Origin of the sequence: Saccharibacillus qingshengii, from assembly GCF_013185195.1 — a bacterium.
GTDB classification, from domain to species: Bacteria; Bacillota; Bacilli; order Paenibacillales; family Paenibacillaceae; genus Saccharibacillus; species Saccharibacillus qingshengii.
The window spans coordinates 89,497-105,112 of sequence record NZ_JAAZWC010000014.1 but is presented as its reverse complement, the minus strand read 5'-3'; the positions used below and the strand labels follow the sequence as shown (position 1 = coordinate 105,112).

At 51.6% G+C, this 15,616-nt stretch carries 7 protein-coding genes; all 7 read right to left on the bottom strand.

From position 1 onward, the window contains the following. Positions 1 to 124: 124 nt before the first annotated feature. A complete protein-coding gene (locus HRQ60_RS13615) occupies positions 125 to 850 on the bottom strand; it encodes a response regulator (RefSeq protein WP_172196378.1) in 726 nt (241 codons plus the stop codon). Next, positions 822 to 2,018: an ATP-binding protein gene (locus HRQ60_RS13610; RefSeq protein ID WP_172196377.1), complete on the bottom strand. Its 1,197-nt coding sequence runs from the start codon at positions 2,016 to 2,018 to the stop codon at positions 822 to 824. Before HRQ60_RS13610 ends, HRQ60_RS13615 begins: the two co-directional genes overlap by 29 nt. 84 nt (positions 2,019 to 2,102) lie before the next feature. After that, a complete protein-coding gene (locus HRQ60_RS13605) occupies positions 2,103 to 4,799 on the bottom strand; it encodes a stalk domain-containing protein (protein ID WP_172196376.1) in 2,697 nt (898 codons plus the stop codon). Positions 4,800 to 5,135: 336 nt separating this feature from the next. After that, the gene (locus tag HRQ60_RS13600) at positions 5,136 to 9,581 is read right to left on the bottom strand and encodes an Ig-like domain-containing protein (RefSeq protein WP_172196375.1); all 4,446 of its coding nucleotides are present in this window, start codon (positions 9,579 to 9,581) and stop codon (positions 5,136 to 5,138) included. Positions 9,582 to 9,743: 162 nt separating this feature from the next. Beyond that, on the bottom strand, positions 9,744 to 10,946 hold the full coding sequence (gene metK, locus HRQ60_RS13595) for a methionine adenosyltransferase (protein ID WP_172196374.1): 1,203 nt from the start codon (positions 10,944 to 10,946) through the stop codon (positions 9,744 to 9,746). Between the two features lie 172 nt (positions 10,947 to 11,118). Beyond that, positions 11,119 to 14,598, bottom strand: a complete 3,480-nt coding sequence (locus tag HRQ60_RS13590; protein ID WP_172196373.1) for an S-layer homology domain-containing protein — start codon at positions 14,596 to 14,598, stop codon at positions 11,119 to 11,121. Positions 14,599 to 15,156: 558 nt separating this feature from the next. Next, entirely contained in the window at positions 15,157 to 15,498 is a 342-nt protein-coding gene (locus tag HRQ60_RS13585; RefSeq protein WP_172196372.1) for a hypothetical protein, read from the bottom strand. Positions 15,499 to 15,616 lie beyond the last annotated feature (118 nt).

Below are 15,616 nucleotides of genomic sequence, written 5' to 3'. Positions count from 1 at the left end.
CTAACAATTAGCAAGCATTTTCCGGCGAAAAAGCCGGATTCCCAAAGTTGGGGTTCGCCTATCAATTCCCTACTTTCGCTCATAAAATGAAGGACGTTTTCTCCCTTTTGCGGAAAACGCCAATTTACAGCGTGACCCAGCCCATTTTGATCGCATTGATTACGGCCTGCGTACGGTCTTCGACTTCCATCTTCTGCAGAATACTGCTGACATGGTTTTTAACCGTTTTCTCGCTGATAAACAGGAATTCTCCGATGGCTTTGTTGCTCTTGCCTTCGGACATCAGACGGAGCACTTCGGCTTCCCGGCGCGTGAGCGGATTGTCTTCGCCGCCGATAAACTTAACGCCGGCTTCTTCGTCGCGCTGGTTGTCGTACAAGGTTCCGCGCTCGTTCGTGAACGTCATTCTTTGCAGCTGCTGAATCAGTTTGCCTGTCACTTTCGGATGGATATAAGCGTGACCGGCGGCTACGCTGCGGATCGCGTTAATCAACGATTCCGCTTCCATGTCTTTCAAGAGATAACCGCTTGCTCCCTTGCGAAGCGTCTCGAAGACATAGCTTTCATCATCGTGGATCGACAGCATGATGACTTTGATGTCCGGGAAAATTTCGCGGAGTTTTGCTGTCGCTTCCACACCGTTCTCATTGGGCATGTTGATGTCCATCAAGATGACATCGGGTTTGTAGGCGTTGCAGAATTCAAGTACCTGGATGCCGTCGCTGCATTCGCCGATGACCTCGATATCGTCCTCCATGTTCAAAATCCTTTTCAATCCTTCACGGAACAATTGGTGATCGTCAGCCAAAAGCACTTTAATTTTAATTTGTTCCGAGTTCATGCTCTCCATCTTCATACCCCTTTCCATTTTCTACATTCGTCGGGATATGGATCACGATTTTGGTTCCTTGATTCTCGGCTGATTCGATCTCCATTCTTCCCTCAAGCAGCTCGACTCTTTCCCGCATTCCTATCAAACCGAAGTGCGTATGCTGGTTCGCCTTTTGTTCCAAGATTTCCGTGTTAAAGCCGCTTCCGTTATCCCGAATCGAGATTTTGACAAGCTGCGTCTGGTAGGCGATCTCGACGACGACATGAGTCGGGTCTCCGTGCTTGGCCGCGTTGGTCAGCGCCTCCTGGATCAACCGGAAGACGGCAGCCTCCATTGCGGAAGAAAGCCGATACTCTTTGCCTCTCGTCTCGAATACGGTGCGAATCCGGTTCTTGTCCTCGTAATCGCGCGTATACTTGCGAAGCGTCGGAATCAATCCGAGGTCGTCAAGCGCCATGGGCCGGAGATTAAAAATGACTTTGCGGATTTCTTCCAGGCTGAATCGCACCTGCTTTTTGAGATCCGCCACTTCTTCTTGAACGCGGCCGTATTCCTGTTTCCCCAGCATGCGTTCGACGATCTCGGTCCGGAGCGCCAGGTTAGCCATCAGTTGCGCCGGACCATCATGAATTTCCCTGGAAATGCGTTTGCGTTCTTCTTCCTGAGCCAGAATGATTTTCAAACCGACCATTTGGCGGGTTTTGGCGGATTCCAACATTTTGGTCGCCTGTCCGACTTCTCCGCCGGACAAGTATTCGGTAACGACACTCATTTGCGAACCCAACGTCTCCGCGCGTTCGATGGAATTCACCGAATTCCGCACACGAAGTTGGAGCTCGTCACGCCGTGCTCTCAAATAAGCTTCTTTTTCCTTGTACACCGAAAGCTCCAACTGGAACTGCGTCGCCCGCTCATAAGCCTGCCGAATATCATTCTCCGTATATTTAACGAAATCCCGGCTCACTTCCGTGAGCCGGATACGGGAAAGACGAAATTTCCCTTCGAGATCATCCACGTTGTCGGCGGTATCCGAAGTTTGTTGAATTACACTCTGCAGTTCCTCGGTGAGCGAGTTGAGTTCGGCACGGGACTGATCCAATATCTCAAAAATTTGATACTTGCTGTCTTCGACGACTTGGATGGCATTTTTGATGACTCGGTCTAAAGCATCCGCTTGGAAATCCACGGGCAAAATCGACTCCATTCTCTCCGGCGTTCACCATGTATTGGATTCACGTTCAGATCCGGTGATCGTTCAGAACCTATCGTATCATGACTCGATAGTCACAGTCTTCGTTTCTTGTTCCCATTTTACGGACAATCCAAGCTGCTCTGAAACCAGTCTAACCGGGACTAAAGTCCTATTTGATACACTTATCGTTGCCGCGTCGGCTGTTTTAAGCTTTCCATTTAGAATATAGTCCTTTTTATTCAAGTTTAATACAAGCAGTTTGTCGCCGCGCAGAATACGGATGGTACCCGTCTTGGCATTCCAGCCCGAGGTTCCGCCAAACGCATCGGTAATGTATTTGACCGGCAGATACGTGACGCCTCCGCGAATAACCGGAGCCGCATCCATCGTGCTGGATGCCGCGTTCGTCAGCAGCGTCTTCGAACCTACGGTCATTTGGGCACGGATACCGGTCGGAAGTCCAAACGAGCCGGATGCGGCCGGAGACGTGGTCTTGATATTATCGATCTCCACAAAGCCGCTGGACGAACGTTCATCCTGCCCTTCTGCCAAGTTTACCACATAAATGCGTTTGACCTTAGCCGGATACGCAATATTTCCGTATTGGTTCAAATTGACGGTCAGCCTTTTCCAACCCGTAAAGTTAAGGGTCTTCGCCAGATCGACGTAAACCGTCTTGCCGCCGGCATCCACGATCTCGGCACGAAGCCAGTTGTAGCTGTTGTCTCCGAGCAGATCCAGACTCATCGAACTTGCGCCCGAAGTAAGCGTCTGTCCCGAAGATCCGTTCAGATTGGCGTATGCGTATTTGCTGCCGGTTCCCGCCGTCATGTCGTAATCGATTCGAAGAACCTTCGAGTTCGAGTGGGTACCGCTTCCCGCTTTGATCTGCGCGCTGCCGGTCACAGACGAAGGACTGCCCGTGAAGGTAAAGCCGGACTTGGCCGTTTCGAAGTTTTCCCAATCGGTCTCTTCGACGTCGGCAAGCGTAAGCATCGTCTCGAACCCTTCGTAACTTGCGATCGCATAGCCGGTCTTCGCGCCGCTGTCGACCGAAGTCACAGTCAGTGCCCCGTCTTTGATACTGCCTTTGAATCCGACGAATTCCCATTTGAGCGCCGCAGGGTCAATGCTGACCGTACTGCCGTTCTTCAGCATGGCCGCTGCCGAAAGAGGCACTACCGTACCGGCTTTGAGCGGCGCGGATACGGCTCCAAGATTAAGGCCCGTCAACGAGTCGGCACCCAACACTTCGACTTGAAGCGTGGAAGCGACTCCGCTGCTCGATGCCGTAAGCGTAGCTGTTCCGGGCTTTTTCGCTGTCACGGTACCGCCGCTGACGACTACGTTCGCATTGTTCGACTTCCAGGACGGATTGATATTGGCAGCGGCAATCGGATTGTAGTACGTATCGTAGCCTTTGACGCTGTAGCTCACCGTCTCTCCGATCAGAAGCTGTTTCTTGCCGCTGACCGCGAAGCCTTTGAGCTTGCCTTCCGGAGCCGTCGTATACACACCCAACCCGTTGACTACGCTGCGCTGGACTTCTCCGCCATACTCGGTCGTAAAGGTCAGCTGCGCCTGTTCTTCGCCAAGCGGGCGCGTGACCATGGTCGTCGAGCCGCCGCCGTCCAGGTTGATGCCTTTCCAGACGCCTATATTGGTCATCAGCGACTGCAGCTCTCCGAGAGACATGCCGCTGCTTGCCGCGTTGTCCTGCACCGTAACGATGTAGGCATAACGGCCGCTCTGCGAATAGCCAAGCGCGGTCCGGGCCCGGTAACCGCCGATCGAATCGACATTTCGGGAGAACGAAGAAGGCTGGCCGTTATCCACCAGTATCGTATGGCCGCCGATCATGACTTCGAGCGAAGTCGGATCCAGTTTTTGACCTGTCGTTTTGGATACGAGGCTGTAGTCGGTTTGCACTTTCGCTCCGACGGTCAGGTTTTCTTTTAAATAAGCCGCCGCCGTTCCGTGTGCCCGCAAAATGTACGCGCCTTTGGGTACGGTCCCCGCCAGCGCTTTGCCGAGCGAGACTTTGGTGACGATACCGTTCTCTACCAGCGCTTCGGAAGGCGTAGTCGAACTGTTCTTGGGACGCTGCTCGTTGCCCCACGCATCCGTATAGATGTACATCGCATTCACATGACTGAGACTCTTGTCCGCTTCAAGGGTATAGGAGACCAGGTTGATACCGGAAAGTTCGAACGGCTGATCCGTACCGGACGTAACCGTGCCCGAGAAATCGTACTGATCGATCACCGGCTTGCGGTCTTTCGTTACGCCGAACGCATACATGCCTTTGAGCTCGGAAGGGCTGGACATCAGCACCCCGTTCGACACTTGGGCTCCCATCGGAGCGCCTTCCGCAGCCGTATTGAAGTAGTCTCCATTCACGCCGGCAACGGCATCCGTTTCTTTGGCCATCCCGCTGACGGTCTGCAAGGTCGTAAACTTGCCGCCCCGGCCTGTCATCACATCCAACTTGACGTAAGGGTTCTGCAGATCCACCTGGATCACGTCCGCCAATCCTGCTGCCGTTTTCCCCGAACGGGGCACGGAATATTTATAGGTCAACAGCTTCGCGCCCGATGTCAAAATTTCTTCCGACATCTTGTCGATCGACACGGCTGCTGCCGCAGATACCGTCTGCGCACCCGTAAGCGCTCCCCAACCCGGTACGGCCAGAGGCTGTACGACCAGTGCTCCGGCCAGTACCGCGATCATCCATTTTCTGCCTGCTTTCAACGTGTTGCTGCCCTGCTTGTTCATGAGGTTCGGTTTCGCTCCCTATCTGTACAGATTCGTTCGCGTATGTATACGTGTAGGCCTGCAGCCAATCTTATACGCCACTATAGATAATAGACTGTAACGGCGGACAAAAGTTCCTATAGATCTATAAAAACCGGCAAGCTCATCGGCCTGAACCCGGTCCCTCGATCCTTTATCTATGATACAACACCTTATTTTACCTTACTTCGATAAAATAAAAAGAGAAAAGCGATCGATTCCTTAAAATTTTAAGGAATCGATCGCTTTTATTGAGGGTCTTAAAAAACCTATGCGTACACGCCATAGATAAAACAGTTTTTGTGACCAGATGAATAGTTAGTTCAAATAGCCTGCTTCTTGAAGCACTCTTTGCAGCATAGTAGCCGCTTCGGCTTGAGTCGCGTTTCCTTTCGGATTAAACTTCCCGTCGGAGCCGCCTTTGATGACTCCGGCTCGGACCGCTTTGGCCGATTCCGTCGTAAAGGTGATGGCTTTGTTGTCTTTGAATTTGCCCAGCACGTCTGCCGTTCCGTTATTCAGCGTCGGATCGATTCCGGCATAATGCAACGCGCGGACCATCATGGCGGCCATCTGTTCGCGTGTGATCGGATCGTTCGCGCGGAACGTACCGTCGGTGTTGCCGTTGATGATGCCGGCTTTCACCGCCGCGCCGATCGCGCCGCCGAGGTAGCGGCTGTAATTGGCGTCTTTGAACTGATTAGCCGCGACCGCATCGTACGGCAGCCCCATTCCTCGCGCGATATACTCGGCAAACGCCCCTCGGTTAATGGTCGCGTTCGGTGAGAAGGCACTTCCGTTTTTGGTTTCCAAAATAAATTTGGAGGCCAATTCGTTCACCGTGTCTTTTGCCCAATGCGAATTCATGTCGGCGTATGCGTAGGTCGTGGTCACGGGTGTTAATACCCGGCTGCCGACGGTCGTTCCGTTTATGATCGTTCCTGTCTTCGAAGCATCCAGGTAGCTCGGTACGAAGAACGGACGCGAAGAATCGCTGTCTTCATAGACGACCGAAGTCTTCTCCTTAGGCGAAGAAACGGGCAGCTTGAAGTAATAATTGCCGGTTACGGCCGGCGCATTCGCGCTGTCCGACATGCCGGAAGTCAGCGGTGTAAGGCGAATATCGACTGGATCGGTCAGCGCTTCGGCACTGCTCTCCATCAGCGTGGAACGCAGCGCGATCGACGCTGCCGCCGGTACCGGTTCAATGGCCACCTGCACGTAAGCGCTGGTCGGTGAAGCGCTCATCAGCGACTGCACACTTTTGAGCGGCAGCTCAAGCAGCGTGTTTTTATACCGAACCGCTACGGAGAGATTGTTCGACTTTCGGGCCATTTCCGCCAAAATCGGCAGCGGGATATTGACTACGCCCGAGTTGTCGGTCGCAGGCGTATCGAACACGACCGAGCGGGTGCCGTTGGTCAGCGAAGTTTCCAGCGCCGATTGAAGTGCGGCCGGCTGCAGCGTATACGTATGCGTATCCTGATTGTATTTGGTGTTGGAGATGGTCGATGTGGCCGCTCCCATGCCCAGGATCGACATGCTGCTTCCAAACTCCGATCCGCTCATGACGGGCAGAGATTGGCCTCCGGCCGCTCCGCTTCCTGCAGCGGTTCCTGTCAAGTTGTCTACGGCCAGGCGGCTAAAAGCTGGAACAGGGGTATTGCCTGCGTTTTTGAGCGGTTCCTTGCTTGGCGTGTACGATATCTGTACTTTTTGACCGGCTTTTACCGGACTGCTCAGATTGAGGCTGACCGTGCTTCCGGTAATCGAGACATTCGAGATTCCCGCATACGCTTCATCGGCGAACACGTTGAACTGCTCGACTTGCGGAACGGCCGAAGCCATCAGCGCTCCGGTGAACGTAAGCTGCAGCGCCGTGCCGTTCACAGTCGCGGAACGGATGCCGCTGCTTCCCGATGCGGCTCCGACCGGCTGCAGGTTCAAGTAACCAGCCGCATTCAGATTCAGGTCGGTCAGTTTTAGTACGCCCGGCACATACGAAACACTGATACCGCTGGCGGCAATCAAGGAAGAAGCCAGCGTCAACCGGACTTTGGGGCCGTCTACCGCCACTGCGGTCACGTAGACCGGCAGTCCACTGGCCAGCACGGAAAATTGACTATTCGTCGGCAGCTGGTCCGTAGCGAGTGCTTCGTTATAGTTCAGAATCAATTCTTTGCCTGACAGTTCCGCCGAGACGAATTCGGGCGGACGACGGTCCAGCAGATTGCGAACGTTGAACGATTGGAAAGCCGACAGGTTCTGCCCCGACGAATCCTTGATCGGATAAGCGCCCGGCGAGTAACTGACGCTGACGATCGAACCGTCCGGAATGGTGGATGTCGTATACAAAGTGATCGACTTGCCGGTATAGGTGATTCCTTCGATGCCCAGAGTCCCCCCGTCCGCCGTGGCTCGGAACTGTTCGTAGGCCCGATTATCGATCGACCCCAATGGGCTGGCGAACGTCAAGTTTATGCTTCGGGAATACGCGGTCCCTTCCACCGGTTTCGGCAGCGCCGTTTCAATCTTGTTGGTCACGGCATAGCTGTTCAAAGCCGCGGCTTTGTTACCCTTTAGGTCGCGCAGCGGACGCACATCCGGCACATAAGAGATCTTCACGTCTTGGCCGACGGCTGCTCCCGTGTCCAGAGTCAGATATACGCTCTCGCCTCTAACGTACATATCGTTCACGCTGCGCTTCTCCCCGTTGACGGTTACCGAATAGCTGCTCAGCAGCGGGTAGCTGACGCTGTCCAACTGCTTATTGTACGTCAAACGGATCTGATTGCTGCTGTTCATGGCCGCGCTCTGGATTGTCGGCAGCGTAGTGTCGGCAGCTGCCGTGCGGAAGCTCCACCGCTCCTGACCGTTAAGCCCGGCATATTGAATCCCGGTGCTTACGGCGTCGGTCACCGATCCGGCAGGCAGATCGACATAATAAGAAGTTCCCGCGTCCATCACCGAAGCAGGTACGATCAGAACTTCAGCGGTGTTCGACGGATTCACCGATACCTGCGCCGCTACCTTGGTTCCATTTCCTTTGTTTAACGTAATGTTTCCGCTGCCGAGCGCCACTTTCCGGTTGAACGCAATACGGATCGGCGCGTCCAGCGGAACGTCGATGCTCCGGTCAGCCGGCGAGAGCGAAGTCATGGCGATCGACTGACCGTCCGTAATGGTCGAGAACGACCAGTTCAACGGACGCTCGGCACTTGGGAATGCATTGCCTTCCGCATCTTGAAGCGAGCCGTTCATCAATGCGACGGAGTAGACATATCCCGCTTCAACCGGCTTGGTCAGCGTCACCTTCAACGTCGATGTGCCGAATCCCGACAGCTGTCCCGAGCTGAGCGGCAGCGTCTCGTGCACCGCTCCGCCGCTTCGCGTTACGGTCAGAGAGGCGCCGCTGATCGAAGACGGATAGATCGGCCGATTGAACGACAGCTGCAGATTACTCGATTTGGCAGCGCCGACCGCGCCATTGGCAGGGCTAAGCGCTGTTAACGTCAGTGCGCTGCCCGTGCTGGCTGTCGTGAATGTCCAATCGCTCGCCTTGGACGTTCCGGCATAAGGGCGGCCGTCCAGATCGATGAGCGCTCCCGCGTCGACCGTCACATAATAAGAGAATCCACTGACCAGCGCGGCATGAGGAACCAGTATGATCCGCGGATTATCCGTATCCACGGTCAACGAAGAAGCGTCTACCGTCTCAATCAATTGATTGGTATCCAGCCGATAGATCTTAACCGATTGCTTCTCGCTGTCCGCCGCAGGCAGAATCGGCTCCGAGAACGTTAGCGCAAGCGGATCGTTTAGAGAAGCTCCTACTACAACCCCCGGACGCGGAGAAAACCCAGTAACAACAGGCGGCTTATCGTCTTTGGCCACGGTGCGGAACTTCCAGCTTCCTGCCGCAAGCGCGGCTGCCGGATTGTTCGCCGTATCCGCAAAGACGGCAGCGGTATAGCTAACTTGGTATTCCGTGGAATTATCCAAATTCAAGCCGCTGATCACGATTCGAGCCGTATTACTTCCTTTCACTTGATCAGCAGTCAATAGGATCGGCGGTCCGGCTGTGCCATTAGTTCCGTCGAGCTTGGCGATTCGCAGGTTCTCGATCTCCGCTTCATTAAACTCCACGTCTTCATCGAAGTCCAACACAAGCTCCGACTTGACCGGAACCGCTATCGTTCCATTTTTCGGCAGCTGCGCCCGCAGCTTGGGAGCCGTCTTGTCGTCCGCGTCCGCCGCCGTATGGAACGTCCATGTCGTCTTGGCCGTCGACGGAATGCCGGCCCAAGGCACAGCCACTTCCTGAGCCGTGGCAGGCTTGGTCTTCAAGATGCCTGCCGAAGCTTCGACGTAATAGTCCGTATCGGCTTCTAGCGCGGTAGAAGCATCTGCCCATACCGCAGCTTCCAACGGCAGGTCGACCCTCAGGCCGTCCGCCGATATCCGCAGTTTATCTCCGCGAATCGTGAACAAGGGAGCATCGATACCATCGGTTTTCTTATTCATTGTGAAAAATTTACCGGTCGGCGTATCGCCGAGCTGCACCGGGCTCTTGAACACGATCGACAGCGCAGGACGCTGCGATACGCCTGTTGTCGTGATCGTTGGAGCAAAAGCAGCCTGCAAAGCTACGACTTCCCCGGCAGCCTGCGCCACGGAATAACTGCCCGTGATTGGGATCGGTCCGGCTGCAAGCAAATTGGCCGCCAGTACGCATACCAGTCCTGCGGCGATTTTGTTTTTCATCGTAAGTTCCTTCCCTTCTTGACTCCTTCTATCCATGCCCGTCAAAACACATTCTTTATTATTTGTCGGCAGGAGCAAGCCAGAATGTTAGGGAATGGTTGGGGGAAACGCAAAAAGAACCCCCTAATATCAAGAGGGTTCTCATTTGGTGAAATCGTATAATTAATCGCCGGCTTGAGCTTTAAGCTCTTCGGCTTTGTCAGTACGTTCCCACGGCAGATCCAGATCGGTACGACCGAAATGACCGTAAGCCGCCGTCTGTTTGTAGATCGGACGGCGCAGATCCAGCATGCGGATAATGCCGGTCGGGCGCAGGTCGAAGTTGTCGCGCACGAGCTTCACCAGCGTTTCTTCGCTGACTTTGCCGGTTCCGTACGTGTCGACGCTGATCGAGACCGGGTTGGCTACGCCGATCGCGTACGCCAATTGAATCTCGCATTTGGCGGCCAATCCGGCTGCTACGAGGTTCTTCGCGACATAACGCGCCGCGTAAGCGGCCGAACGGTCGACCTTCGTCGGGTCTTTGCCCGAGAATGCGCCGCCGCCATGACGCGCATAGCCGCCATACGTGTCCACGATAATCTTGCGTCCGGTCAGACCGGCATCGCCCTGCGGACCGCCGATCACGAAGCGGCCAGTCGGGTTGATGAAATACTTGGTCTCGTCGTCCAGCAGTTCAGCCGGAACGACGGACAAGATGACCTGTTCCTTGATATCACGTTGGATTTGCTCCAGCGTGATTTCTTCGGCATGCTGCGTCGACACGACGACCGTATCGACACGCACCGGCGTATCGCCGTCGTACTCGACCGTAACCTGCGTTTTGCCGTCCGGGCGTAGATATTCAAGCGTGCCGTCTTTGCGTACTTCCGCCAGACGGCGGGCAATACGGTGCGACAGCGCGATTGGCAGGGGCATTAGTTCCGGCGTCTCATTCGTTGCAAAGCCAAACATGAGCCCCTGGTCACCGGCTCCGATGTTCGCCGTCTCAAGCTTCATCTGCTCGGTATCGCGCGTCTCCAGAGCAGAGTTAACGCCCTGAGCGATATCGGCCGACTGCTCGTTAAGAGCCGTCAGCACCGCGCATGTATTGTAATCGAATCCGTACTTGGCACGAGTATAGCCGATATCCTTGATCGTCTGACGAACAATAGACTGAATATCGATATATTCCGACTTCGTGCTGACTTCGCCGATTACCAGCACCAGTCCCGTAGCCACCGCAACTTCGCAGGCGACCCGAGCATTCGGATCATTAGTTAAAAAGGCATCCAATACCGCATCGGAGATCTGATCGCAGATCTTGTCCGGATGACCTTCCGTTACGGATTCAGATGTAAACAAACGCCGTCCTTGAAGCGACATAAGCGTGTACCTCCTTGAATTGTTGCAAAAAATTCCCGTATACAAAAAACGAACCTTGCCCGGTAAAGGGGAAGGTTGGGGTGTTCCATCCTCGTCTTCAATCCTACTGAATTAAAATGAGACTGTCAAATAAAAAAAGAGAGCCATAATGGCTCTCTTTTTCGAAAAATTATTATTGCAAAGCAACTGGAGCTGCAGTTGTATTACCAAGTGTATCAGTTACTGCAATTGGAGCAATAGTTCCAACTGTTACGTTGTTAGCTGGATCTACCACTGTAATACCAGTTACAGTGATTCTGAGCGTGCTATCGTCAACCCAAGTAGTGCTGACAGCTGCTGTACCGTTTGGATCCAAAGCAGCATCAACGACCGATTTAACGTTAGCTTTGCTCGAAGCATTCAGATCTTCGCTGAATACCAGATCGTCTGTTACGTTAGCTTCATACTCGAAGCCAGCTACTGGAAGAGTGGTTGTTACTGTTGGAGCGAACTGATCTACTGTCACAGTAGTAGTTTCTGTATCAGTACCACCAACGTTAGTAGCTGTAGCAGTAATAGTGTACGCTGTGCCTGGAGCTGTTGCATTCAAACCAGTCAACGTTACCGAATAAGTGCCGTTAGCAGCTGTTACAGTTTTAGTATCTGCCGTTGTTGCAGGAGTACCTGTAGTAGCAGAAACTACAACTTGCGAACCTGTAGGAGCTGTACCCGTTACAGTAACACTAGTTTGGTTAGTTCTAGCTGCCAGAGGCGCGATTGTAACAGTCGGAGCTGCTACGTTGCCTTGAGTACCAGTAGTGTACAGGCTAGATTCAGCAGCTTTGTTCTTAGCAGCCGAAGCATCAGTGATGGTAGTATTACCAGCACGTACTTTTACGCTATATTGAGCAGCTGGAGCTCCTGTCAGAGCAATTCTGATGGACTTAGACGCAGCATCCCAAGTTGTAGTGTAGCCTGTCGAAGGAACAACATTACCTGTAATGCGGTTAGTAACGATCAGATCCCCAGCCCAAGCGCCTTCGTTAGCTGGATCTAAGTTCTCGCTGAATGGAAGCAAGATTACGTTGTTTTGGAAAGTCAGTGTAGCATTATTAGCTACGTTTACTTCCGGAGCAACTTTATCTGCTACAAGAGCTGTAGTAGGAGTCACTGTAGTGTCTACGCCATTACCAGCTACAGTTGTAATTCTATTGTTTGCTGCAACTTTAACATCCAAACCAACAGAGCTTGTACCCACGTTTGCGGAAGTAGTCAGAGTTACTTTATCTCCGCTAACTGTTGCGTTTTGAACAGTAGCGCCAGTAACCACAAAGTCTGTCGCACGCGCAGATTCAATCGACTGATCGAAAGTTACTACGATTTTGTTGACATCAGTAAGTTCCGCAGTCAAAATGTCTGCTTGAGCTGCCGATGTAAGGATAGCTGTACCTGGGTTATTAAGTGGATTGTTAGCGAGATCTGTCACGCCTAAAGGAGTAACCGAATCCAATGCACCCATATCAGTAGCAACATTGTTAATTGTGCTTGGCAGAGTAATTACTACGCTCTTATAGTTGTTAGCTACACGGATCTGAGCGTTAGTTGGGAGACGCATTTGACCGTTATAATCGATCACGTAGTTATTCGTATCTTGAAGTTTAGCAGGATCCATAGCTTCGTCGAACGACAATGTAACTGTTCTGTTAGCAACATTTACTACAGCTGCTCCAACAACGCTAGGATTAGCTGTATCACCGACAGTGAATGGTCTAGTTACTGGCTCAATAGCGTTTTCCAGAACCGTTCTGTCTTTAACTCCAGCAATAGCCAACGAGTAAGTTCCGCTTTCCAATTGGTTGTTAGGAATGCTCAGGACTGCAGTTCTTGTACCAGTTCCAGCCGCGCTCAGAACTGCAACAACTTTGCCGTCAGAATCTGTCAATGTAAAGTTCGTAGTTGTAAAGTTTACATTGCGATCGAAACGAACTGTAATTTGTCCAGCATTAGCACCAGTTGTGTTGTAAGTGATATCTGTAACTACTGGGCGAGTTTGGTCAACCACTGCAGTTACTGCGAATTGTTTCACAGTATTAGCATTACCTGTGTAATCGCTAACCGTATCTACGAAGAGGTTAGTTGTGTATGCAGGCAACACGCTTGTACCTGTGAAGAGCAACTCGTATTTGTTACCAGCAAGACGATTAACTTCCGAAGGGTAATTCTTCGTAGTACCGTTCAACCAGTAGAAGTCAGAAGTTGCAACCGTGTTAGGGTCGATTTCTTCGCTAAACGTTACAACTGCTCTTTCCAGAGTAGCGGAAATTTCCGATACTGTTGGAGGAGTTGTGTCAGTAGCTACTGTGAATTCGTTGTTTGCGCTCAACGATTTCAGACCAGCGTAGTCTTCAACCAGCGAAGAAGTCAGCGTGTGCGTTCCTACAGGGAATGCAGTGTAAGGACGCAGTACAGCTTCACGGTGGTTTTCGCTCAGTTCTACCGAACCCACGAAAGCAGTGTCGTTAAGACGGAAGTTGTTAGCGTTAGCTGTACGAATTGGCTCAGAGAAGGTCACTTTAACTGCTTTTGTTCCCAGACCTGTTACAGCAGTTACTGTAGGCAGTACATTGTCCAGTGGACGGAATGTCAGGTTAGCAGTTGGCAGTGTTGCTGTACCAGCTGTTACGCCCGTTACACGTACAGTGTAGTCTTCTTGGTTAGTGAAAGTAAGAGCGTCTTTCAATGTCAGACGAACAACATTTCCACCTTCCAGAAGTTCAGCAGAATCAACTGCATCAGTAGCCAGGGACGTAATCACGTATTTGCTCTTGTCTTCTGCAGTAGAAGCGTTAACTTCGCCGTTAAAAGTAACGTCAACTTCTTTAAGGTTAGTAGCTGCTGCCGATTCTGCTTTAGTAGCTGTCGTAACTTTCCAAGTTACGCTTTCGCTGTACTCTTTACCAGCGTAAGTGAATGTTACTGTTGTTGCTACGTTAGCTTTCAGAGCAGTAGCAGGTTTAACTGTTACTTTTTCTCCGTTAACCAGTGTGAACACTACAGTTGCGCCGTTGTCTGTTACTTCGTACGAAGTTACAGCCGGTTTAACTACTGCAGTTTGGTAAGCGTAAGCTGTGTCAACCAGCAGACCGCGAGTTGCAGCTGCCGAGAAGTTAGCTGTTCCGCTTACGAGGCCAGCGTTGATTGCTGCTTGTACTTCACCTTTAGCCCAAGCCGATGCTGTGTTGTTGATTCCTGTAGTAGGAATTTCCAGCTTAGCTGCGCGTACCAGTGTAGCTGCCATTTCTTGAACTGTTACTTTACCGTTCGGGTTGAACAGTTTTTTAGCTCCAGTTGTTGTACCTTTCATGTAGCCGGCTTTAGTAACGGCTTCCACGTAAGATTTGTACCAAGCGTTCGCATAGTTTTTGTCCTGGTAAGTGTTAGTACCAGTAGCTGTAGTGTCAAGGTTAGTGAGCAGAGCTACAACTTTTGCGAATTCCGCACGAGTCATGTCTTTGTCCAGGTAAGCTTGGCCGTTAGGGTAACCAGCGAAGATTCCTTGAGTTACCAGTGCGTCATACTTTTCTTGCGTAGTCATTGTTGCTGCGGAGCTGACCGAAGCAAACATCGAGAGAGCCATAGCCGTAGAAAGGGCCAGGGATACAATTTTCTTCATACCTTTGTGTTCTCCTCCTTGGAGTGTAACTGTGTTTTTTTTGTCTGTAGTTGGTTCGCATTCGCTCATGATACTCATTAGCTGATTGCACCCCCTTTCCAGAGTTGAGCATGTTAAGTATAAATCAGGTCTGTGACGGGTATCACAGAAACATAGAAACCATGATGTCGGATAAGTAAGCACAAAACAAAGGATACCCAATCCCGCTTCCCGTATTATACATTGGTCGCTAACCCTAGTAAAGTCCAATTTCGCACAAACGCACACAACTTTACGGTTTTACGGCCAAAGTTTGGAAAATCAGGGGTTTTCACCGCCTTGTTTTGACACTCATTGATTTAGACGTATGAGGTTACAATAAAGTTGCGACATTTTAAAAACTTTTTTGCTTTTTTTAAAAAACACTCAAAACCTTATGTGCGTCAAGGATGTCCACTCATTTATTTAAACCGGCAGACTTTTTTATAAACAAAAAAAGCGCCGTAATTCGACGCTTTTTATCCCTGTGCGTATTCTTCTACTATTATAGAAAGAATCGGATTCGAAAAGACGCTGGTCTTAACGAATGCGAAGCGCCAGCTGGATGATTCTTGCACGCATCTGCGGATCGACATCCAGCTTCTCGTACATTTCGTCGATCGGTCTCTTGTTGTCTTTGTATGTCTTATCGTGCTTGATGGTCGCGTGCGACCAGGAGATCAATTCGCTCTCGGCTTCGGACAGGTCGTTGAACGCATTGTGGAAGCCGGTCTCGATCACCAGTTTCTCCATGAGTTCCTGTTCCACTTCTGCCGTCTTCTGTTCTTCGGCTACTCGAGCTTCCAGTATTTTGGAGCGCTCTTCGAATTTCGTTTTGGCTTTTAAGTAATCGATCTGTGCTTTTGACTTAATCGGTTTCATCGTAACGTTATCCACCTTCACAGTAAGTATTGTTATTCGCTATTTTAACGCAAAACGACTCAAAACACAAAATCTTATTGGAAGACCTCCCAAAACCGACAAAAAAACCCGAACCCGG